The sequence below is a fragment of the Streptomyces sp. NPDC056160 genome (genome assembly GCF_042268205.1).
Lineage (GTDB): Bacteria > Actinomycetota > Actinomycetes > Streptomycetales > Streptomycetaceae > Streptomyces.
This window is the reverse complement of sequence record NZ_JBHJUW010000053.1, coordinates 1-21,172: the sequence shown is the minus strand read 5'-3', so window position 1 is coordinate 21,172 and position 21,172 is coordinate 1. Positions and strand designations below refer to the sequence as shown.

The following is a 21,172-nucleotide window of genomic DNA, read 5'->3' as shown; positions in this document are numbered from 1 at the left end:
CAGCCGTCGCTGACAGCGGCAACGGTCTGGGCAGCCTCCGGGCGTGGTCGACGAGCGTGCAGTTGGGATCTGGAACGACGAACCTGAGGAGTCGTTCCTGCGGTCGCGGCGGGGTCCGGTCAGCGCGGCCGACCTGCTGGAGAGGGCCGCCGCGAGTACCGCAAGGCCGGCAGGCTGCTGTCGGGCGACGGCTCCTGGCAGCCCGCCGCCCCCCGCTGTCAGACCGTGAGTTTCACGGCCTCGAGCCAGACACCGTTGTCCAAGGTGCCCGCGAAGACGATGGCCGGGCGCTGGTCACCGCACGTCTGAGCGCCCCAGGCCCGACTCCAGACACTGGAGGTCTGGCAGATCCGGCCGTCGCCGACGTTGATCGCGAAGCCCGACATGTTCGGGGCGTCCTTGGCGGCACGGCCGATGTAGTTGTCCTTGCCGTCCGCGACGATGGCCGTCCACTTCTCGTAGTGGCCCTTGCCGTCGGTCGACTGGGGGTCGTTGACGAAGGCGTTGGCGGCCGAGCCGGCCACTCCCGTCGTGGAGACGTTCAGTGCCTTGATCTTGGCGTCGCTGCCCGTCCGGCCGGTCATCGTGCCGTCGCACACAGGCTTCTGCCAGCCCTCTCCGGCGACGAAGGCGCGATAGCAGATGTGCCGGCCGCCCGGGTCGTTCTTGGCCAGGCGCCGCACGGCCGTGGCGGCGGTGTCCGCCGGGGGCTTGGCGGTCACGGTGGCCGCAGGGGCCCCTCCACCCCCGCCGTCCCCGCCCTTCGGGTCTGCGTCGGCCCCGTCCTTCGATTCCTGCGGCGGCATGGAGGGCGTCTCGGGCGCTGAGCTGAGAGGCGGCGGTTGCGGTGCCGGCGCCGAGGGGGCGGGCGCGAGGGTGCTGCCGGCCTCGGCGACCTTCTCGTTGGCGCCGGTGCCGAACCTGGGCTGGTAGGCGATCCAGAGCATCACGAAGGTGATACTGAGGGCCACCAGCACGCCGAAGAACGTGGCGAGCCAGCGGGGCAGGAACCCGCGCTGGAGGTAAGTGCCCTCGACAGGGACGGCGCTGGCGCCGGACCGCTGCACGGCCAGCGTGTACGGCCGCTGCTCCTTCGCCCCGAACCAGATGATCTTCCGCGGCCTGAGAGTGGCCTTCACGAACGCGGCACGGCCCGGCTCGATCTGCACATTGCTCGGATGGATGTCATACGACAACTGGTCACCGTTGTCGCTGCCGCTGACCGACGCGGTGACCTTCGTGTTGCCGAGATTGTCCACCGCCAGACGCGGACGGCCCCGGAAACGCCCCTTCACCGTCGGCGGCACCAACTCCGCCCGCACCTGCGTGAACGGCGTGATCGTCAGGTTGCCCTCAGGGACGGTCACCGCCTCCGGGTGCTCCGTCGGCGTGATCCGCACCGCGTACGGGTTCGGACCCGCCGTGGCGTCCGGAGTACGCGGCGGCGCGAACGTCAGCTCCACCGTCCCCGTCGTACCGGGGAACAACCGCAACGTCTGCGGCTCCACCGTCGTCCAGGGCGCGATGTCACCTACCGGCTCGAAGCGATATTCGTCGACGACGTCACCGGTGTTGCGCAACCGTAGCCGCACACGCGTACTGTCACCGGGGTCCACGGTCGCCGACGCCGGCTCCAGGGAAGTCCAAAGGCTCACCGGTCGACGCTATGCGGGCCCCCTTCGCCCGTCACGAGTCGCCGGGGCACGACCGCTGCCCGAAGGGGAGGAAACGCGACACCCTCCCGGTCCCAGGCGGAAACCTTCGGATCCGTCCGGGCCGTACGAGCACGTCGCAGGTGGTTCCTGACCGGAATGCGGGTCGCGTTCCTGCCGGTCCGTCGCCGGGAGCGGCGGGTGGTTGTCGCCCGGTCACCCCACCGGGCTCGCCCTGCGAGACCATCCGCCTGCCTGCAGCTGCCTGGACGTCGCGTCGTCCGACCTCGATGACCGGGATGCCCAGGGCCCGCTGGTGGAGCAGGGGGCCGCCTCGCCCACGCCCAGTCACCCAGGACGAAGCCGACGCCGCCGCGGCGACCGCCGTGAGGCTTCCGGCCGATGCCGCCACCCACCACGCCCGCGTCTGCCGCGTGCTGGAGGACCACGGCGTGATCCCGGCGCCCGCCACCGAACTGCGCTCCTTCACCACCCTCGACCCGTCGTCTACGGCGACCTCACGCTGCGGTGATGTTCCTGCCGTGGGCGGGCGAGCCCGGGGCGATGTCAGCTCGACGTCGCTGCCGCAGCCGGTGAGGGGTTGCCGGGATTCGTCGATGTGTTCGACATCGGCGAAGGCGCCGGGTGACGGCGACGGCCCGCCGGGCCGTGATCCGGCGAAGGGGGACCGGCAGGGGATCACCGACCTCGCTGTGTCACGCCGGATGAGACCATCCGTGATCGCTCAACCGGCCGACCTCGTACCCCCGTTGCGCACACGTGTCGAGGATGCGGGGGAGCGCGCCCAGGGTCGAGCGCCACGCGCCTGGGGCGGACGTGCAGTCCGAGTCGTGGAGCAGGATGGTTCCCCCGCCGTCCAGATCGGCCGTGACGGTGCGGTGGACGGACTCAGGCGTGGCGCGGGCGGTCCAGTCCTCGCCCCAGCAGGTCCACAGCACGGGGGTGAGACCGAGGCGGTGGGCGGCCAGGTGCGCGGCGGTCGACATGACGCCGTACGGGGGCCGGAAGAGCGCCGGCTGCTGCCCCGTGACCTCGGCGACGGTGTCGCGGGCGCGGGCGAAGTCGTCGTACGTGGCGCGCGGGCCGCGCAGCAGCAGCGGGCGGTGCAGCCAGCCGTGGATCCCTATCTCGTGGCCCGCCGCGGCGATCTCGCGGACCAGGCCGGGCGAGCGGTGCGCCTCGCGGCCCAACAAGAAGAAGGTCGCGCAAAGTTGGCGCTCGGCGAGGAGGTCCAGGAAGTGCGGGGTGGACATCCGGTCGGGTCCGTCGTCGAAGGTGAGGGCGATGTGGCCCGGCCGGCCCCGGCCGGAGAGGCGAGGCATGGCGCGGTTGCGCAGCGGCCCGAAGGTGGAGACGACGGGCGCGGCATGGGCGGTGACGAGGGCGGCCAGGGCGGCGGCAGAAGCGGTGCGGACCAGTCGGGCGGCGGTCACGAATGATGGCCTTGGGGGGCGTGGGCCGGACGGAGGTCGTCCAGGTCGAGACCGTGCCCGAGGGCGCGGATCACACCTGGGCCGTCGTACGCGGTGGCGATCCCCGTGCCGACGGCACACGCCCACACCCCGCATGCCACGGCGGTGGTGGCGACGAGCCGGCGTGCCGCTGGACGTCGCCTGTACGCGGCGGGCCGGGGCGGCAGCGGCGGCAGCCCGGCGCGGTGGACGCGCACTGTCTCCGCGGCGGGTCCGTCGTCGGGCTCGGCAGCGAAGAGGGCGAGTCCGGCCGCGCGTTGGCGCAGTCCGAGCGGGCCGTCGACCAGGTCGCACAGTACGGCCTTGAGGCGGGCCGGGTCGCGGATCCAGACCGCCGCCCCGGCCTCTTGCAGAGCGGCGGCGTTGGTGATGCCGTGACCCGGTATGCACCGGTAGCTCGCGACGGGCAGACCGGTGGCGAACGCCTCCAGGGAGCTGAGTCCGCCGGCGTTCTGGACCAGGACGTCCGCGGCGTGCAGCAGCGCGGGCATGTCGTCGACCCAGCCATGGACGTGTTCGATGCCGTCCGCGCGAAGCTGCTCGGCCAGCGCCTCGTTGCGGCCGCAGACGACCACGGGGACGGCAGCGCCGCACTCGCGCAACTCCAGCGCGACCTGCCGGACCGGCCCGACGCCCCAGGAGCCGGCGACCAGCAGCGCGAGCGGGGCGTTCTCCGGCAGCCCGAAGCGGGCCCGGGCCGTTTCGCGCTCCAGCGCGCTGCCGGGACGGAACCGCGGATCCACCACCGGCCCGCACACCCGGACGTCCCGCGCCCCGGCGGCCCGGGCCTGGGCTGCGGGCACGGCATGTGCGGCGAGGTGGACGTCGACACCGTCGGCCACCCACAGCGGGTGCACGGAGAAGTCGGTGAGATACGTGAGGACGGGCACGGCCAGCCGCCCGCGGAGCCGCAGGGCGCCCAGGACACGGCTGGCTCCCGGGTAGGTGGAGACGACCGCGCCGGTGCCGGGGTGCAGCGCACGCAGCACGCGCTCCTCGGCGGTCCGCAGCAGTGCCCGCGCCAACGGGCCGCCCCCACCGGCGCGTTCGGTGCTGCGGTAGACCCGCTGGTAGGCCCAGGGGGCCTGGACCAGCATGCGGTGGTAGCCGTCCCGGACCAAGCGCCCGATCCGGGCGGGCAGCAGGTCCAGCAGGTCGAAACGGTCGACGACGAGGCCCTGGGCCGTGAGCCGGCGTTCCAGTTCGGCGGCAGCGCCGTCGTGGCCGGCTCCGATGCTCGCCGAGACGATCGCGACGCGCTCGGCTCGCGCCGCGTCGGACACCGGCTGGGGACGCAGGGCGGCGGCCGCCAGGGCGCGCAGGTGCACCGAACTTCCTGGGTGGGGCATAGGGGCTCGTTCCTCCGCAGGTGGGTGGGCGGCCGAACTCTACAACATGTAGTAGGTAAGCTCGTACAACATGTAGTAGATCCCGCGGTGGAGGCGCCGCCGACGTCCTACAAGCCGTAGTAGATTCCCGGGTAGGGTGGACCACCCGTGGGAAGGCGGTGAACGGTGCGCGACCGAAAGAGCGGCGACGAAGGCGGCGGGGCGACCGGCAGGAGGGCACGTGGGGAGCTGGAGAGCGGTGTCCTGGCCGCCCTGTGGGCCGTGGACGAGCCGCTGACCGCTCGGCAGGTCCTGGAGCGGCTGCCAGGGGGCCTCGCCTACACCACGGTGCTGACGATCCTGTCGCGCCTGCACGACAAGGGCATGCTCGTACGGCACCCCGTAGCTCGCGGATACGCCTACGCGCCCGTCCGGGACGAGGCGTCCGACACGGCCGTGCGCATGCACAGCCTGCTGGAGCGCGGCTCCGACCGGGAGGCGGTGCTCACCCGTTTCGTGAACGAACTCTCCCAGGAGGACGAGCAGTTGCTGCACCGCCTGCTGGGCGAGCAGGACGCCGGGCGCTACGACGACGGGCAGTGAGCCGGTGAGGATCAGCGTCTACGTCCCGCTCCTGGTCACCGTGGTCCTCGCTGTGCTCGCCCCCCGGGCGGCCCGTCGGCCGGCGCCGCGGCCCGCGGCCTGGTCCCTGGCGTGTGCGGCGCTCGTGGCGGCGACCGGCTGGCTCGGCTCACTGGCCCTGCTGGCGTTCACCGGTTTCGCGCAGATCCCCGAGGTCGCCGAGGAGGGCCACTGGTCGGTCACTGTGCTGCGCACACAGGACCCCGTCTCCCTGACCGTCGCGGCCGTCAGCGCCCTGGCCCTGGTGTGGGGGCTCGTGTCACTGGGGGTGGCCGCCGTACAGCAGGTCCGCCACGTCCTGTGGGCCCGGCGGGAATGCGACCGAATGCCCGGAGACACCGAACTGGCGGTGATCGACGACGAGGTCCCTCAGGCGTTCGCACTGCCCGGTGCCCCCGGACGGATAGTGGTGTCCCGGGGGATGCTGCGCTGTCTCGGTGACACGGAGCGCGACGCCCTCCTGGCGCATGAACGAGCCCATCTCGACGGCCGCCACCACCGTTTCCAGACCGTGTGGCGACTCACGGCTGCCGCCAACCCCCTGCTGCGACCGCTGGCCGGGGCCGGTGGCTTCGCCCTGGAGCGATGGGCCGACGAGGAGGCCGCGGCCCGAGTCGGCAGCCGGACGGTCGTCGCCCGCGCCGTCGGGCGCGCGGCTCTGGCCTCCGCCGGCGCGTCGCGCCCCGCGGCCCTGGCCGCGACCGGCGGGGCGGTGCCCCAGCGGGTGCAGGCCCTGCTGGCCCCACTGCCGCCGCGCCGCACCCTGCCCTTCGTGGCCGGCTCCCTCCTGCTCACTCTGTGCTGCGCCAGCCTGGCCAACGCCGTCTCGGACAGCGAGAGCCTGGTCGAGAGCGCGGAACGGGCCCAGTGCGTGGCCGATGCCGGGGCGACGGGCGTCGCGGGGACGGGGCGCCCGTCGCAGCGGCCGGACGTCTGCTGCCACCACGGCGGAGCCGACGAGCACGGAAGGCACCGCAGGTAGGCGCGTAGTGCCGCGGCCCTTGGTGTACGCCGCGGTTCAGCCTGCCGGTACCACCGGATCCGGGTGATTCGGCACTTGGCGTTGCCAGGGGGGTGCCAAAGGTGCTGCTGGTGGCGTCGGCGGCGAGACGCCGGACCCCGACCGGGAGAACGCGAATGGTCGACGCACGGCGGTTGACCAAGAGGTAGGGCGAGAAGGCGGCTGTCGACGGGTTGGACTTCGTCGTGCAGCCGGGGGCGGTGACCGGCTTCCTTGGGCCCGGCGGCCCCGGGAGGTCCACGGCCATACGCATGATCGTCAGCCTCGGTGCCCCGACGAGCGGCTCCGCCACCGTGAACCGCCCCCCTACGCTCGCCACCGAGCTCCGCTTGCAGGAGGTCGGTGCTCCTGGCGGCCCAGTCGATCCCCCGGGCCGCTCGGCCTGCAACCAGCTCAGGGTGCTCGCGCTGCTGCTCGCCCGCGCACGCCGCAAGGAGCCTGACTCCGAGGTCGGCGGCTGAGGACCGTTCAGGCACCTGCCGCGGCGGGAGCCGGTCGCAGCCGGGTGACGACCCGGCTCGCGGCGGTCTTGTACGGCAGCCCGTGGGCGAGGACCGGCAGCAGCAGGTGCGGTCTTCGGGCAAGGACGCGGTGATCAGTACGGCGCTCGCGCTGCTGTTGTTCATGTCGCAGGGGAGCGTCATCGACGAGGCGGTACTCGCCTCCGGCCGCAGGACGCGGGGCGGCGACCTGATCGAGGGCCGAGGGAGAGCATGCAGACCGATCCGCTGCCGCCGGGGCGGCCGCGATCGACAGCGGGCGTGGCCGGGTCAGGGCGGATCCCAGAGCGCCACTTGCGAGGAGGGGCGAGGCCAGGACGAGGCCCCCCATCGTCGGCTGATCTCCCTCACCCCGGCGGTCCACACGGTGGCCCCGACGGCGGCGGGCATCGCCACGATCAGTTCGAGGGAAGGCAGCGGCCCGCCGCATTGCGGTTGGTGGTGAAGGGGGGTGAGGGTCGTCGCGGGCGTGATGCGCCGCATCGCGAACCGGGAGAGGGGGCTGCTTCGCGGGCGAGGCCCGGCGCCGCACGGCGAGAATGTATCCGTGGTCGCCCCCGCTCCCTGTGGTGATGCCGGGCAGGGGGATGGCTCGAACGCCGCCACCCCCTCACTCTGCGCGAGGGGGCTGGCGGGTCACTTGCGCGAGGGGGTTGGCAGGCCGTCAGGTGCCGAGCTGCAACTGCTCGATGACCGTGGCGAGGTGGGCGCGTTCCTCGGCGTCCAGGCCGCGCAGTGGCAGGGGGAGGTTGCGGTGGGCGGTCAGGCCCAGGTGAGCGGCGGCCGCGGCGACGACCCGCAGGGATCCTCCGTGCTGGGCGAACAGGTCCCACAGGGGCTGGAGGCGTTCGGACTCTTCGAGGGCCCGCTCGTGCCGCCCGGCCTGGGCCGCGCGGGTGAGGGCGAGGGCCGGCTCGGGGAAGGTGCCGCCGATCACCGAGTACCAGACGTCGCATCCGGCGCCCAAACCCCGGGCTGCGGCCGCGTCCCCGCTGATGCCCACCGTCACCGTGTCGGGAAGGAGCCGGCGCAGGTGCTCGACACGAGCCCGGGCCTCCGCCGGATCGGCGGGAAGCGCGGGGATCTTGATGGACGCCACCTGCGGCAGCCAGGCGAGGCGCGTATACAGCTCGTCGGTGAAGGTGAAGTGCGTGGTGCCGGGGTTGTCGTAGATCACCAGGGGGATCGAAAGGCTCGCGGTGACTTCTTCGAACAGGCCGAAGACGTCGTCGCCGGTCAGCGGCTGGTAGGACACCGGCGCCAGCAGAACTCCGCCGGCGCCGGCGTTCTGCGCGTCCTCGGCGGCCTGAAGCACTTGGCGGGTGCGCAGCGCCCCGATACCCACGATGACCGGCACCCCGTCGGCGTGCTCGACCGCGATGCGGGCGACACGGGCGCGTTCCTCGCGGCTCAGGTAGGCGTAGGAACCGGTGGAGCCCAGCGCCCCGATCGAGTCGACGCCCGCGGCGGCGAGCCGGCCGACCAGCGTGGCGAACGCCTTCTCGTCGACGTTGCCGTTGCCGGGGACGGGAGTGAGCGGGAAGGCGCTCAGACCGGTGAACAAGACGAACCTCCAAGGGATGCGGGTGGTCCTTCAGCGGTGGTGGGCCGCACGGTCACCACCGCTTCTGGTGCCGCCGTTCAGGCAGACGGGCCAGGGAGTGGTGGGCAGGCGCTGGTGTCGGGGTGTGCCGGGCTGAGGTGGTGCACGGTGCTCTGCTCGCAGTGCGGCTGGAGCAGGGTCTGCAGGTCACTGGCCGCGGCCTTGAGCAGGTGTCCGTCGCGGGTGGCGGCGACGGTCTCCAGGACGAAAGCGACGTGGGTGGAGACTTCGGTGACGCGGGTGCGGTGGGCGTCGCGGTGGTTCCAGTGCCGGGTGAGCACGTCGGTGGTGTCGGTGTAAATGATCTCGCCGGGCTCGGGGTTCTCGATGGTGCCGGGTTCGCCGAGCGGGGTGAAGGTCTCGCTGCCGTCGGCGTAGCGGATCTCGACGTCGCCGCTGACGTGGTCGAGGTCGAAGGCACCGGCGGGCAGGCCGTGGCGGAGGGAGACGCAGTTGTAGGAGTCGACGGCCGGGTTGATCCGGGGCAGCGTGCCCTTCTTCGCGAGACGGCGGCCCAGGGCGTCGACGCTGGGGCGGACGCGGCGGGGGTTGGTGCCGAAGGAGCGGTAGGTGGCATGCCATGCCTCGATGCGTGGGTCGCTCTCGTCCGCGGGTTGCCAGGCGCCGGCGGCGAGCTGGCCTTCCAGGTCCTCCAGGGCGGCGGTGGTGGCGGGCCAGGGCTCGCCGCCGCGCAGGCCGGTGGCGGTGACGACGGCGATGAGGGTGTCGGGGAAGGCGTCGGCGACAGCGGGGCCGATACCGAAGGCGGTCATCAGGTGGTCCGTTCAAGAGAGGCGGCTGAGCGGCAGGTCAGGTGAGGGCGAGGAGGCTGACGGCGACGGCTGCGGTGCCCAGGCCGATCAGCTGGCCGCGGTGGATCCGCTCGGCGAGGACGCTGCGGGCGAGCAGGACGGTGCCGGCCGGGTAGAGGGAGGTGATCACGGCGACGACGGCCAGATCACCGCTGCGGGCGGCGAGCAGGAACAGCAGGTTGGCCACCGAGTCCAGCACGCCGGCCGTCACCGACATCGCGTACGCGGGCTTCTCCGAACCCAGCCGCTTGAACATCACCCCGGCAGCGGCCAGGGTGACCGCGGAGGACACGGCGCGTCCGGTGATCAGCGGTCCGACGCCGCTGTCGGACGGCGCCTGGTGCAGGAAGATCAGCTGCAGGGCGATGGCGGTCCCGGCGCCGAAGGCCAGCAGCAGCGCGGTGCGCGACGGGCGGGCCGACTTCGCGCCGTGCCCGGCGCTGACCAGCACCACGGCCGCCAGCGCCAGCGGCAGGCCGATCAGCCCGGCCGGCCCCAGTTGCTCGCCCTGCACCAGCCCGACGCCGACCGGCAGCATCGCCGAGACCAGCGCGGTGATGGGGGACAGGACGTTCATCGGGCCGATCGCGAGTGTGCGGTAGAGCAGGGCGAACGCGGCGGCCGACGCGACGCCGGAGGCGGCGCCCCAGGCGAGGGTGGCGGGGGCGAACGAGGCGCCGAGGAAGGGCCACAGCAGCAGCTCGACGGTGAGCGAGGCCGGGGCGGCGATCATCACGGTGCGCAGGACGTGGGCCTTGCGGGCGCCGAGGCCGCCGAGGAAGTCGGCGCATCCGTAGGCCAGTGAGCTGCCCAGGGCCAGCAGCAGAGCGATCACGGGGACATCCCTTACTGTCAATGGAACGACTACACCGTACAACGCACTGACCGCCAGTCGTCAACCGAACGACCGCGCGGTGCAATGCACTGATTCGCTCTCTGGAATGGTGATAGCGATGGCCGAGACCGAGGCGGCGTTGCGGACACTCGCGCACAACGTCCGCGCTGCTCGCGCCCGCGCCGGACTGTCCCCGGACGAACTCGACCGACGCGCCAACGTCAGCAAGGGCTCGCTGTGCGCGCTGGAGAAGGCGCAGGGGAACCCGAACTTCGCCACCCCGGTTCGGCTGGCCGGCACCCTCGGCACTTCGGTCTCCGTCCTGCTGGAAGGTGCGGCGCAGGAACGCGTACGGGTCGTGTCCGGTGACGCTGCGATGCCGCTGTGGGCGGGGCGGCGAGGCCAGGCTGATGCTGACAACTCCCGGACCGGCCCCGGTCGAGGTCCGGCGCTGGAGGCTCCAGCCCGCAGAGGAGTACCCCAGCCACCCCCCACCAGGCCGGCGTGATCGAAACCGTCAGCGTCAATGAGGGCCGCATGGTCCTGGTCGTCGACGGCGTCGAGCACTCCGGGCACATGCTCAGGCGGACCAGAGCGCCACGGAAAGTGGCCATCGGAACAGTTCTCGCAACGCTCCTTGTGATCGGCATCAGCGCCACCAGCGCGCAGGCCGCACCCGCGAAGTACAGCACCACCGTCGCCGGGACCGCTCCGGAGAAGACCGCCTACGTCTCCGCCGCCGCGAGCTGCCGCCTCATCACCATCACCATCACCCGCACCAGCACCAGCACCAGCATGTGCATGGGCGAGCGCGTCCTCAACGGCGACGGCTACTACGTCCACATCAAGTAGGACCAGCACCCAGCCTGCGCCCTGCCACACTGGCCTCGGGCACAACATGGCCGGCAAGCACATCAGAGACGACGGGGGTTCTCCATGCCGCGCTCGGCGTGGCCCGTCCTCAAGGGCCTTACCCGCCCGTTGAAGATGAAGGAGTGGGGCGACCTGACGGTCATGGCCCCAGACACCGACGGACCCGAGCCACACGGCCGCGGGCTCCTGTCGGCGGGGAAGGACTGGCTGCACATCGACGCCGGCAGTGCCCTGGAGAACCCTGTCGTCACCCTCTACGCCGGAGCAGACCTGGGGGCGGAGAAGGGCTGGGACGAGGTCGAGGAGATCACCGTGATCTCGACGACCGGCTTCCTGGCCCTGTGCGACAGCGGATACGCACCGGTACGCAGGGAGAACCTCGCCACCGCCGGGCCGGGCCCCTACCTGCTCCGCGTCCACGCAGCCGACCGCTCGACGGACGGCAAGAAGACCCGCTTCCTGATTCAGGTCATCCCCGGCGACCGCGCCGGCGCCGAATCCGGGTCGGCGGCCCCCGCCGTCGAGGAGGCCGCAGGTCCGCTCCTGGTCCGCACGTCCTTCGACCAGCCGAGCGAGTGGGCGCGCCTGCTCCAGGCCGTCGAAGGAGGCTCGGTGAGAGTGCCACGGGCCTGGGCCTCTGACACGGGACTGACATGTCGAAGACCGGGGCGAGACCGCCGGTGGCCGGCCCGTCCACTGCGGCCGTCCCTGGCACAGTGGAGTTGGTCCTCCGGAGTCCCTTGCGGGGGCTTTTGTTCGTGAGACCCTCCGGCCGCGTGGGCCACGACCCACAACCCACGGGGGCTCCGGGGCCGGTGTCTTGCGGGGGCCGGAGTTGTCGGTGCGGTCACTTGCCGGTGCCGGTGTGGTAGCCGACCGGGTCGACGTATACGTCGGGGGCGTTGCCGGCGGTGGCGGGGACGGTGATGTTCAGGCCGTCGAGGTTCATGACGTCGAAGACGGTTTCGTTGGGCGGGGTGATGGCGAGCCTGGTGTAGGTCTTGCCGGAGCCGCTGGTGTCGGGGATGTAGTGGAGGAGGAAGCGGGTCTCCTCGCCGGGGGCGATGGTGACGGTGGGCGCGGTGGTGTCGGTGCGGGCGGCGTCGGGGCCCTTGTCGCCCAGGCCGTCGGGGCCGAGGAGTTGGACGCCGGGGAAGCCGTGCATGCTGCAGGTGGCGGAGCCGGTGTTCTTCAGGTTGACGACGATCTCGTTCTTGACTCCGGCTGATGCGGCGCTGAAGCCGAGGTGGTCGGTCTTGCACAGGGCGCCCGACGCCGTGGTCCCGGTCCGGGCGGCGGTCTTCTTCCCTGTGCCGCCGCTGGTTCCGGTGCGGCTGCCGGTGCTGCCGCTGGTGCCGGTTGCGGTGCCGCCGGTGGTGTCGCTGGAGGTGCCGGAGGAAGCGTCGGCCGCGCCCTGACCGCCCGTGGAGCTGTTCGTGGAAGCCGACGTGCTGTTCTGTGTGGCCGTGCTCGAACCGTCGCCGGCGCCGCACGCGGTCAACGAGAGGCCGGCCGCGGCGACGATCACGGCGAGGGCGGAGATCTTCTTGACGCGCATGCGCACTCCTTGGAAGTGGTCTTGTACGGCCCGCTCGAACTGGCGAGCCGCTGTCGCTTTTGAGGATGCCTGCTTCCGGACGGGCCGTTGCGCTGTGACGTGGATCAAGATGTTCCTGTGACAGGCGAGTTGATGGGCCGTGACAACCCCTGGCACGAAATGGGACGAAGTCGGTGAACCGGCATGGCTGCCGGAACTCGACGGAGCCGGCCGTGTCCAGCACAGAACTTGGGCAGGCTCATCGCTCACAGGAAGTTGCCGAAGACCGAGAAGGCCGAGGAGCGGACGCTCCGGCTGGCCTTCGACCTGATTCCGCCGCCAGTGGCCCACATCGCGTGGCGCTCATGTGCGACGAGCACCGCCCGGTGTTGGAGCTGCGCCGGACACTGGCGTGGCCGGCGAATGCGGTCGCACAATCCGTTGGAGGGACGGACCAGCACCGCAAGCTGGTCTGCCGACCCCCACCACCAGCTCGGGTTCCACCAGCGTGACGGCCGGCGTCTCCCGGCTGCCACACCCGACGGAGAACGACCAGCCCGTCCACGGATGCCCGCGCTGCCCTGCCGCGAGCAGAACGCCGACCCGCCAGTCGAGTCAGAGCGCGGCGAGGCGGCCCGGGCCGGAAGTCGTGGCAAGCACCGCGGGCCATGCTGGCGGGTCTGAGCACCGACCACTACAGCCGCTGGAACAGGGCCGGCAGGCGACGGTCTCCGAGACCGTGCTCGCCGCCCTGACACGGGCTCTGCGGCTGGACGAGGTGGAAGCCGTGCATCTTCGCGACCTCGCCGCTCCGGCGACGCGGGCCCGCCGACCGGCACCGGCACCGGCACCGGCACCGGCACCGGCACCGGCAGTGCAACGCCCCGATCCAGGACTGCTGCGTCTGGCCTCGCCCCTGGACCACGTCCCGGTGTTGCGGTTCGGCCGGCGTGCCGAGGTACTCGCGCACAACGCCCTGCTGCGAGCGGTTCTCGGACGTCGTCTGCCGCCGGGCTCATCCTTCATGAACCACCTGTTCCGCGATCCCCTCGCCCGGGAGCGCATCGTCGACTGGGCCGAGTTCGGCGTCCGGTCGGTCGCCGCGATGCGTACGGAGGCCGGCAGGCGACCAGGCGATCACCGGCTCATCGCGGCCGTGCACGACCTGCGGCGTGCCGACCCGGACGTCGCCCGCTGGGGGGACGACCACACCGTGCGTGACTACGTTTCGGTACCCGAACGCATCGCCCCTCCGGAGGCCGGGCTCCTTGACTTCAACATCGAGATCGTCACCGCACCCCACGCTCCCATCAGCACCTCATCGTGTACACCGTGGAGCCCGGCTCGTCCACGGCCCGGGTACTGCCGATCCTGGCCGACTGGGCCACCCCGGCGACCGCCTCGACTGGACCACAGGACTGAAAGCCGAGCGATTCCTTCGGAGCACCGTGCGGACCAGGCGAAGACGCCGACAGCGATGACGAAGCGCGCAGGCCCTGGCCCGGCAGGACGGGGCCTGCGCGTCGGCCGGGGCAACGGGAGCGGCGTGTTGCGGCAGGCGTGTCCGCGGACGTCGAACGAGTGGACGTTGCAGTCGGTGGTGGCGGTGCAGCAACCTAGTTGTACAGATAGGTTACACACATTGAGTAGGGGGGTGATGAGCGATGATGCGCTGGCTGAAGACCTGCGGCAGGCGATCGGGAAGCTGGTCCGCGCCGTACGGTTCGCGGACACCATGCCCTCCGGAGAGGCTGCCCTCCTCGGCCACCTCGACCGAGGCGGTCCGCTCACCACGGCCGACCTTGCCCGCCTGCGCGGCGTGACCCACCAGGCGGCCGCCAAGTCCGTGAAGGAACTCCTCGGCGATGGCCTGGTGCGCGCCGAACACCACCCGACTGACGGCCGCAAGCTCCTGCTGCACATCACGGACACCGGCCGCCTGCGCCTCCAGCAGGAACGCGCACAGCGCGCCGCCTGGCTCAATACCGCCATCCGCGACACGCTGAGCGCTGAGGAGCAGCGGCAACTCCGTCGGTGCGTCACCCTGCTGACCCGCCTGACTACCCGCATCACCGGACAATGACTGGCAGGCCATCTCATTCGGCTGTCGTCCGCTTCGTCCGGGCCGTCGGGAGCCACAGCCCGCCGGGGGGTCGCGGAGTGTCAGAGGGATCGCGAGTGGTTTAGGCTCCGCCGACTGTTTCCGGACGTACTCGGGGCCCGCGGGGGAGCGGTCCTGGTCCCGCTGCGCGGTCGACTCCGCTGAGAGGATGGCTTGTGAGAGCCCTGAGGGGCGCCGGTTGGGTCGGCGCCCCTCGGTCATTGCTGTGTGAGCGCTAGGTCGGCGCCGCGCGGGTGCCGCCCCTGGTCACTGCTCCCCGGAGCAGGTGCCCAGGACGGTCACCCAGATGTTGCCGTCGCCGGTGCTGCCACTGGCCACCACCGTGGAGTAACAGCCGCGCGGGAGCTTGTAGTCCGCGTTCGCCCGGGCGCCGTCCAGCGAGCTGCTGACCCCCGTGGCGTAGACGTAGTAGGTGGATGAGTCCGCCGTCACCGCTGCTCGGGCCGGCGCGGCACTGGCGGCCGACGCGGGGGCGGCCAGCGCGGCACCGGCCAACAGGGTCGCCGCGACCGCGGCGAGTGTGGTTGTCGCGAGCTTTCCGTTCACGGAGTCCTCCCGATCAATAACCCTGCGACGCACGGTAGTTACGCCGCACGCAAGGAATCTAGAGAGCAACTTCGCATTGCGCAACAAGAGTTGCACCCTGTGCAATCATAGGTCGTGGCTGCCGTTCCAGGGCGGGTCGCCCGGGTGCCTACTGCGACACGAGGCCATCCCCGCCAAGCCCATGCCCATGCCCAGCCGCCACCGGCCAGGGGTTCGCTCAGCGCCCCGGTGATCGGGGAGATCCTGGCCGACCTGGCGGTGGACGGCACGACACGCCACCCCATCGCACTCTTCGACCCGGCCCGGCTCCGGCGCGGCCCTGCGGGAGGGCCGCGCCGGACATGGCCGGAGGCCGATGCGTCCACGCACGGCCCCTGAAACCGACGGTCAGGAAGTGGTGCGGCCGGCCGGGAACTTGCCGTGGGTCAGTGTGCCGATGGCCGAGTAGGCCCGGCAGCTGCCCGACTCGTCGTAGTCCGTGGTGATCTCCAGGACCCGGTGTCCGTCCGGTGAAGGCAGCAGCGCGGGGCTGTAGTTGGGGCAGGGGTTGTTGCGTACGTCGGAGACGCTGACCGGAGCCTGGTGTGCCTGCCAGGTGCCCCGTCCTCCGCTGGTGCTGGTGAAGAGGGTGCCGCCGGTGCCCGGGGCCGCAGCGCCGTTCTGGTCCACCAGCATCTGGCCGGTCAGGAAGAGGGTGCCCTCCCTGCCTCCGCCCGCGGACCAGGCCAGGGTCGGGGTGTGGGCGAAATGCTCGCCCGCGGCGTCGGTCGGCACGGAGCCGGGCGCGGCCGGGTCGCCCCAGTGCCAGGCGTCGCGCGAGGTCCGCAGGTGCACCACGCAGTCGTCGGCCCGGCCGGTCCCGCAGACCTCGTACGTCATGACGTAGGTGCCGGTGGGCAGGCGCCGGACCGTCGCCATGCCCGGCCGCAGCGCCGGGTCGTCGCTGCGCACGACAGCCTGCGACGCGGACCAGTGGACGCCGTCACGGGTGAACTTCTCGGCGAGGAACTGGCTGTGGGCGGGCTGGTCGGTCTCGTCGGAGTAGTACATGACCAGCCGGCCGTCCGCGGCCACGGTGAACTCCGGTTCCCACAGCCCGTGCGCGTTCGGTGAGGCGGCGGCGGTGCTCAGGTACTGCCAGCTCCGGCCGGCGTCGGTGCTGCGCCACACCCGCAGGGACATCCGCGGATCACTAGCGCCCTGGCCCACCGAGCCCGCCCACAGGAGTGTGCCGCGGGGCAGCGCGCCGATGCGGCGCGGCAGTTCGTAGAGAGTGGTGCAGCACAGGCCGGTGCGGGCCGCGACTGGGTCGCTCACCCGTCCCACGCGGGCGAAGGACCGGCCGCCGTCGTCACTGCCGTAGATGTCGCCGGCCGGCCCGCCGCTCGGGAAACCGGTCACGGTGGTCAGGATGCGGCCGTTGTCAGCTCCGTTGTGGGCGAGCCGGATGACCCGTGGGTACATCGCTGCGTCGGGCCCGAGGGGCCGGCCGGTGGCCGCGGCCCCGGCCGGCACGGCCGCCGTCAGGATCATCACCAGCGCGGCGAGGAGGGCGGGCAGGGCCGCACCCCGGAGCGCGGCGCGGGGCGCCGTTCGGGCAGCGGCCCGCCGGAGCCGGCCGGTACGTGCAGGGCGTGGGAATAGGTTCATCGGTTGCTTCCTGAGAGGTTGGCGTTCGGGAGTGTGCGTTCGGGCGGGACAGGTCGCAGTGACGGCATGTCAGAAGCCGTTGGTCAGGCAGGAGTCGGGGTTCCGGCCGAGACCCGCCTCGTACATGGCGCGGCAGCTGCCGGGGTAGGAGGTGCCGTTGCGCCGGCCGGTGAGGTGGATGCGGTCACCGGAGGGCGTTTGCAGGACGCTGCCGCCGCAGGTCCGGTGACCTGGCCGCCAGTGGAATCCATGGTCAGCCGGCTGCCGGGGGCCTTGCCAGGGGCTGGTCGCCGACCGGCTGGTAGGGGCCGAGGGGACTGGTGGCGACGCCGACGCCCTCGTGACCGGCGGACGGGTCGTGGGCGGTGAAGTGCATCAGCCAGGTGCCGTCGCCGAGCGGAGAGACGTCGGGGGCCCAGGAGTCGCCTTGGGCCCGGGCCCAAGGCGGCGGGTTGGGCATGGCGTCGGTACCGGTGAGGGCCGAGGGGCCGTCGGGTGAGGGAGCGGTGGCGGTGGCGTAGGTCTTGCCGTCGGCGGTGGTGGCGTAGGCGAAGTAGGTGGTGCCGTCGGTGGCCACGGACGGATCGGGGAAGTCCTGGTCGACGGCGACGGTGAACCCCGGGTCGGAGTGGGCCGGGGTGGCGAGTGCCGCGAGGACAGCGAGCGCCGGGACCGGCAGGGCGGCCAGACGCTGCCGGGGCCGCCTGGCGGGTGGGGAGGCTGGAGAGCGGGTGTCGTGGGGGGACATGGGTCACCTTTCGTCATGAGGATGCGCGAGGTGGGCGCCCGCGCGGGCCCGCGCCGCGGGGCCCTACCGTTCGAGGCTGAGGTCGCCGAACGAGGCCGTGTCGGCGCGGTGGCGCACGCCCACCATGCCTACCGGGAACGAGTCGCAGGGACCGGTGAAGGTGACGGTCGTGCGCGGGCCGCCGCCGACCGGGGCTGTGCTCACCATGAGGACAGCGCTCCGCACGGTGAACGCCGTGAACGGGCCTGGGGGTCGCAGTTCACGTTCAATCAGAGCTCCTTGTCCGAAGAAACGTAGGTCGCGTCGACATGATCGGTCACTCTGACATGGCTTTGTACAACGTTGCAATGGGTCGGCGTCTGGCGCGGCCACGGGCCGCCGGCCGGCACTGAACATCCCCGACGTCTCCTGCTGGAGCCACCCGCGCTCTGCCAGGCGCCTGGTCGCATCCCCTGTGGCATGTCGACCTCCCATGGTTTCCGTTGGTGTGGGAGTCGTGAAGAGCTCTCGCCTGGTTCTGGGGATTCGGTCGCGGGAGCGGAAGGATCGGGGCACTCGGCGCTCGCGGACAGCTCGGGCGCCGCTCCATGCGATGGGAGACCGATCAACGATGTTCACTCCGGTGCGGAACAGAGTTCGCACGGGCGCGCTCGCGCTCTTGGCCGTTACGGCCCTCGTCTTCAGCGCGGCCGCCACGACCGGCGCGGCAGAGGCCGCCCCCGCTCCCGCGAAACAAGGACCAACCTCGGTGGCCTACGTCGAGGTGAACAACAACAGCATGCTGAACGTCGGCAAGTACACCCTCGTCAACGGCGGCGGCAACGTCTTCGACATCGCCGTGATCTTCGCGGCGAACATCAACTACGACGCGAGCGCGAAGGCGGCAACCCTGTACTTCAACGAGAACGTGCAACGCGTCCTCGATAACGCGGCCACGCAGATACGGCCGTTGCAGCAGAAGGGCATCAAGGTCGTCCTCTCGGTGCTCGGCAACCACCAAGGCGCCGGCTTCGCCAACTTCCCGTCCCAGCAGGCTGCTTCGACGTTCGCAAAACAACTCTCGGACACCGTGTTCAAATACGGCCTCGACGGCATCGACTTCGACGACGAGTACGCCGAGTACGGCAACAACGGCACCGGCCAGCCCAACAACAGCTCGTTCGTGTACCTGGTGTCGGCACTGCGCACGAACATGCCGAACAAGATCATCAGCCTCTACAACATCGGCCCGGCCGCGTCGCGCCTGTCCTACGGCGGCGTCGACGTCACGTCCATGTTCGATTACGCCTGGAACCCGTACTACGGCACCTGGCAGGTGCCCGGCATCGCGCTGCCCAAGTCGAACCTCTCTCCGGCGGCCGTCGAGATCGGCGGGACCTCGCAGAGCAGGGCCGCCGACCTGGCCCGCCGCACAGTCGCTGAGGGGTACGGCGTCTACCTGACGTACAACCTCGACGGCGCCGATCGCAGCGCCGATGTCTCCGCGTTCACCAGGGAGCTGTATGGCAGTGACGCCGTCTACGCACCGTAGACCGAACGCACTTTCCGGCCCCCGATGCCCCCTTCGGGGCTTGCCGCATCCCGTAGGCCCGCCCCCCGGGCAGGTCACGCCTCCGACGACCGGGCGGACCTGACCTACAGGCGGATACGACTGCTGGGAATGCTGGAGGACATCGAACCGGCGACAGCACCGAACGGCGCAGGCGCTGTCGCAGTCCGACTCGACGATCAGCCGGGTGCGAGCAATAGTCAAGACTTGTGGATCAGCAGTTGCTCAGCTTCGAGTTGATCGGAGCCTGGTGAGTCCTCCGACCGCCGAGAGCTCGTCGTTGAGGGACCCGGCAGCGGCCGGTGGCGTGACGAGCAGGAGTACCGACACGTCGGGGTGCTCGTCCTCGTAGAGATCGTCTTCCCCGTCGTCTCCGGGAATGGCGTTCGACTGGACCTGGAGGCGGGTCGTGTCGGCGAGGGTGGCCAGGAAGTAGACGCCGAGGTAGTCGCTCTCGCGTCCGGCGAAGGCCACGTCGAGTCGGTCGGTGAGCAGGCCGGCCAACTCCTTGGCCGTGTAGGAGTTCGTGCCGTAAGTGTCGTAGGCGGTCATCTGGGCATTCTCCTCAGGCCGCGTGGCTCTCGGTGCGTTCGACCAGCAGGCCGCTCTCGAACCGGGCTCCGGTCCGGACGAGTGGGACCAGGTGGGCTCCGGTGATCGCCCGCCAGCGGGCCTGGGCGGACTCGACCAGCTTGAACACCATGGCCAGGGCCGCGGCCGGGCTGCCGGCGCCCCGGGTGACCTTCGTCCGCAGCTTGACCGTGGAGAACGTCGACTCGATCGGATTCGTGGTCCGCAGGTGGACCCAGTGCTCGGCCGGGAAGTCGTAGAACGCGAGCAGCTCGTCCCGGTCGTCGGTGACCTTCGCGACGGCCTTGGGCCACTTCGTGCCGTAGGTGCGGGCGAACGCCTCGATCCCTTTCTCGGCGTGCGCCCGGTCCTCCGCGTTGTAGATCTCCTGCATCGCCTTCGCCGCGCCCGGCTGTGCGGACTTCGGAAGACAGTTCGTGACATTCCGGGCCTTGTGGACCCAGCAGCGCTGGTGCCGTGCGGCGGGGAAGACCTCGGCCAGGGCCTTCCACAGGCCCATCGCGCCGTCGCCGACCACCAGCTCCGGGTCGCGCATGCCCCGGCGGCGGCAGTCGCGCAGCAGGTCCGCCCACGACTCGGTGGACTCCCGCAGCCCCTCGGCCAGGGCGATCAGCTCTTTGGTGCCGTCCAAGCGGACGCCGAGCAGGACCAGCACGCACGAGTGCGCCTGGCCGAGCCGCACCTTCGGGTGGACCCCGTCGGCCCACACGTAGACGAAGTCGCGGTCCGACAGGTCACGGTCCTGGAAGGCGGCGTGGTCGTCGCTCCACTGCTTCGTCAGGCGGGTCACCGTCGCGGGCGAGAGCCCGGCCGTGCCTCCGAGGAACTGCTCCAGCGCGGGCACGAAGTCCCCGGACGACAGTCCGTCCAGGTAGAGCAGCGGCAAGACCTCCGAGATCTTCGGTGACTTGCGACACCACGGCGCAAGGATCTTGGAGGAGAACCGCTTGCGCTCGCCGGTGGCCTCGTCCACACGCCGGTCGTTGACGCGCGGCGCGGTGACCTCGACCGGCCCGGCCGCGGTGACGACTGTCCGGAGCCGGTGGTGGCCGTTGCGGACGACCAGGCGCCGCCCGCGCTCGTCGGTCTCGGCAGCCAACTCGGCTATGTACTGGTTGACTTCCACCTCCAGCGCGGCAGCCAACATCCGGCGGGCGCCCTCGCGGACGATCTCGTCGATCAGGGAGCCGGACTCGATACCGCCGTCGGCGTTCACTACGCTCAGCAGTCGGGTAGCCGGGACGCATTGCTGCGTCCCGGCCCCCTCAGAACCGGACGTGCGAGTCATCCCCGCATCCGGCTCAAGCTGGCCTGTGGCTGCCGGTGGGTGTCATGCTTCCGGTCGCCAGCGTGTACCTGGCGATGACAGGTCGTGTGGATCAGCTCCAGGTTGCTCGGGTGGTCGCTGCCGCCCTTGCTGCGGTAGGTCAGATGATGCACGTGGATAGCCCGGAGGCTTCCCGTGAACCAATTGGCCCAGTCCTGAACGTCGTCCGGGTCGAACCCGGCCCCGTCGATCAGATCCAGTCCGCACCTGGGGCACAGCCCCCGCTGACGGTAGGCGAGGGAGAGGATCTTCTTGGGCTCCCCCACGGCCTGTATCCGCTTGCGTCGACGGTTCCCCCAGTACTCTTCCAGCTCCGGATCGTCGGGCGACGCGTCGTCCTTGA

Annotated in this window: 20 protein-coding genes and 3 pseudogenes; 9 read left to right on the top strand and 14 right to left on the bottom strand. The window is 71.4% G+C overall.

Going from position 1 to position 21,172, the window contains the following annotated elements; translation table 11 throughout:
• Nucleotides 1-218: 218 nt before the first annotated feature.
• The 3 genes from ACFC02_RS20780 to ACFC02_RS20770 form a co-directional block, all read right to left on the bottom strand.
• On the bottom strand, nt 219-1,655 hold the full coding sequence (locus ACFC02_RS20780; RefSeq protein WP_376359101.1) for a hydrolase: 1,437 nt from the start codon (nt 1,653-1,655) through the stop codon (nt 219-221).
• Between the two features lie 713 nt (nt 1,656-2,368).
• Nucleotides 2,369-3,106 carry a polysaccharide deacetylase family protein gene (locus ACFC02_RS20775; protein WP_376359098.1) on the bottom strand — a complete coding sequence of 246 codons (738 nt, stop codon included), beginning with the start codon at nt 3,104-3,106 and terminating at the stop codon, nt 2,369-2,371.
• A complete protein-coding gene (locus ACFC02_RS20770; protein ID WP_376359095.1) occupies nt 3,103-4,494 on the bottom strand; it encodes a glycosyltransferase in 1,392 nt (463 codons plus the stop codon). The genes ACFC02_RS20775 and ACFC02_RS20770 overlap by 4 nt, the downstream gene beginning before the upstream one ends.
• Before the next feature lie 165 nt (nt 4,495-4,659).
• On the opposite strand from ACFC02_RS20770, the gene ACFC02_RS20765 reads away from it, so the two are divergent.
• The 4 genes from ACFC02_RS20765 to ACFC02_RS20750 all read left to right on the top strand — a co-directional run bounded on the left by ACFC02_RS20765 (nt 4,660) and on the right by ACFC02_RS20750 (nt 7,081).
• Nucleotides 4,660-5,076 carry a BlaI/MecI/CopY family transcriptional regulator gene (locus ACFC02_RS20765; protein ID WP_376359092.1) on the top strand — a complete coding sequence of 139 codons (417 nt, stop codon included), beginning with the start codon at nt 4,660-4,662 and terminating at the stop codon, nt 5,074-5,076.
• A 4-nt stretch (nt 5,077-5,080) separates the two neighbouring features.
• A complete protein-coding gene (locus ACFC02_RS20760) occupies nt 5,081-6,097 on the top strand; it encodes a M56 family metallopeptidase (RefSeq protein ID WP_376359089.1) in 1,017 nt (338 codons plus the stop codon).
• A 212-nt stretch (nt 6,098-6,309) separates the two neighbouring features.
• Nucleotides 6,310-6,597: an ATP-binding cassette domain-containing protein gene (locus ACFC02_RS20755; RefSeq protein WP_376359086.1), complete on the top strand. Its 288-nt coding sequence runs from the start codon at nt 6,310-6,312 to the stop codon at nt 6,595-6,597.
• Nucleotides 6,598-6,679: 82 nt separating this feature from the next.
• Nucleotides 6,680-7,081, top strand: coding sequence for a hypothetical protein (locus ACFC02_RS20750; RefSeq protein ID WP_376359083.1), 402 nt, complete (start codon nt 6,680-6,682; stop codon nt 7,079-7,081).
• A 219-nt stretch (nt 7,082-7,300) separates the two neighbouring features.
• On the opposite strand, the gene ACFC02_RS20745 is transcribed toward ACFC02_RS20750, so the two are convergent.
• The 3 genes from ACFC02_RS20745 to ACFC02_RS20735 form a co-directional block, all read right to left on the bottom strand.
• Nucleotides 7,301-8,200 carry a dihydrodipicolinate synthase family protein gene (locus tag ACFC02_RS20745; RefSeq protein ID WP_376359080.1) on the bottom strand — a complete coding sequence of 300 codons (900 nt, stop codon included), beginning with the start codon at nt 8,198-8,200 and terminating at the stop codon, nt 7,301-7,303.
• A gap of 77 nt (nt 8,201-8,277) precedes the next feature.
• Nucleotides 8,278-9,012, bottom strand: coding sequence for a B3/4 domain-containing protein (locus ACFC02_RS20740; protein WP_376359077.1), 735 nt, complete (start codon nt 9,010-9,012; stop codon nt 8,278-8,280).
• A gap of 37 nt (nt 9,013-9,049) precedes the next feature.
• Nucleotides 9,050-9,886 (bottom strand): EamA family transporter, encoded by an 837-nt coding sequence (locus tag ACFC02_RS20735; protein WP_376359074.1) that lies wholly within the window; start codon nt 9,884-9,886, stop codon nt 9,050-9,052.
• A gap of 118 nt (nt 9,887-10,004) precedes the next feature.
• On the opposite strand from ACFC02_RS20735, the pseudogene ACFC02_RS20730 reads away from it, so the two are divergent.
• Both ACFC02_RS20730 and ACFC02_RS20725 read left to right on the top strand, forming a co-directional pair.
• A pseudogene (locus ACFC02_RS20730) lies at nt 10,005-10,453 on the top strand (helix-turn-helix domain-containing protein); the annotation flags it as partial.
• A gap of 369 nt (nt 10,454-10,822) precedes the next feature.
• On the top strand, nt 10,823-11,521 hold the full coding sequence (locus ACFC02_RS20725) for a hypothetical protein (protein ID WP_376359071.1): 699 nt from the start codon (nt 10,823-10,825) through the stop codon (nt 11,519-11,521).
• Nucleotides 11,522-11,606: 85 nt separating this feature from the next.
• On the opposite strand, the gene ACFC02_RS20720 is transcribed toward ACFC02_RS20725, so the two are convergent.
• Nucleotides 11,607-12,317: a DUF4232 domain-containing protein gene (locus ACFC02_RS20720; RefSeq protein ID WP_376359068.1), complete on the bottom strand. Its 711-nt coding sequence runs from the start codon at nt 12,315-12,317 to the stop codon at nt 11,607-11,609.
• A 346-nt stretch (nt 12,318-12,663) separates the two neighbouring features.
• On the opposite strand from ACFC02_RS20720, the pseudogene ACFC02_RS20715 reads away from it, so the two are divergent.
• Together ACFC02_RS20715 and ACFC02_RS20710 are read left to right on the top strand one after the other, a co-directional pair.
• A pseudogene (locus tag ACFC02_RS20715) lies at nt 12,664-13,548 on the top strand (hypothetical protein); the annotation flags it as partial.
• Between the two features lie 405 nt (nt 13,549-13,953).
• A complete protein-coding gene (locus ACFC02_RS20710) occupies nt 13,954-14,379 on the top strand; it encodes a MarR family winged helix-turn-helix transcriptional regulator (RefSeq protein ID WP_376359171.1) in 426 nt (141 codons plus the stop codon).
• 285 nt (nt 14,380-14,664) lie between these two features.
• Here ACFC02_RS20710 and ACFC02_RS20705 read toward each other — a convergent pair whose 3' ends face one another.
• From ACFC02_RS20705 to ACFC02_RS20690, 4 genes are all read right to left on the bottom strand, one after another.
• Complete coding sequence (locus ACFC02_RS20705) at nt 14,665-14,964, bottom strand: hypothetical protein (RefSeq protein WP_376359065.1); 300 nt, start codon at nt 14,962-14,964, stop codon at nt 14,665-14,667.
• Nucleotides 14,965-15,351: 387 nt separating this feature from the next.
• Nucleotides 15,352-16,614 carry a sialidase family protein gene (locus ACFC02_RS20700; RefSeq protein ID WP_376359062.1) on the bottom strand — a complete coding sequence of 421 codons (1,263 nt, stop codon included), beginning with the start codon at nt 16,612-16,614 and terminating at the stop codon, nt 15,352-15,354.
• A gap of 253 nt (nt 16,615-16,867) precedes the next feature.
• On the bottom strand, nt 16,868-17,362 hold the full coding sequence (locus ACFC02_RS20695; protein WP_376359059.1) for a hypothetical protein: 495 nt from the start codon (nt 17,360-17,362) through the stop codon (nt 16,868-16,870).
• Between the two features lie 63 nt (nt 17,363-17,425).
• Nucleotides 17,426-17,569 carry a hypothetical protein gene (locus tag ACFC02_RS20690; protein ID WP_376359056.1) on the bottom strand — a complete coding sequence of 48 codons (144 nt, stop codon included), beginning with the start codon at nt 17,567-17,569 and terminating at the stop codon, nt 17,426-17,428.
• A gap of 403 nt (nt 17,570-17,972) precedes the next feature.
• Between ACFC02_RS20690 and ACFC02_RS20685 the strand changes: the two genes are divergently transcribed.
• Nucleotides 17,973-18,893 carry an endo-beta-N-acetylglucosaminidase H gene (locus tag ACFC02_RS20685; RefSeq protein ID WP_376359053.1) on the top strand — a complete coding sequence of 307 codons (921 nt, stop codon included), beginning with the start codon at nt 17,973-17,975 and terminating at the stop codon, nt 18,891-18,893.
• A 243-nt stretch (nt 18,894-19,136) separates the two neighbouring features.
• Here the strand turns inward: ACFC02_RS20685 and ACFC02_RS20680 are convergent, their stop codons facing one another.
• From ACFC02_RS20680 to ACFC02_RS20670, 3 genes and pseudogenes are all read right to left on the bottom strand, one after another.
• Nucleotides 19,137-19,463 carry a hypothetical protein gene (locus tag ACFC02_RS20680; protein ID WP_376359051.1) on the bottom strand — a complete coding sequence of 109 codons (327 nt, stop codon included), beginning with the start codon at nt 19,461-19,463 and terminating at the stop codon, nt 19,137-19,139.
• 34 nt (nt 19,464-19,497) lie between these two features.
• Nucleotides 19,498-20,730 (bottom strand): annotated as a pseudogene (locus ACFC02_RS20675) (IS256 family transposase); the annotation flags it as partial.
• Nucleotides 20,731-20,786: 56 nt separating this feature from the next.
• Nucleotides 20,787-21,172 (bottom strand): HNH endonuclease (locus ACFC02_RS20670; protein ID WP_376359048.1); only part of this gene is annotated, 386 nt, incomplete at its 5' end.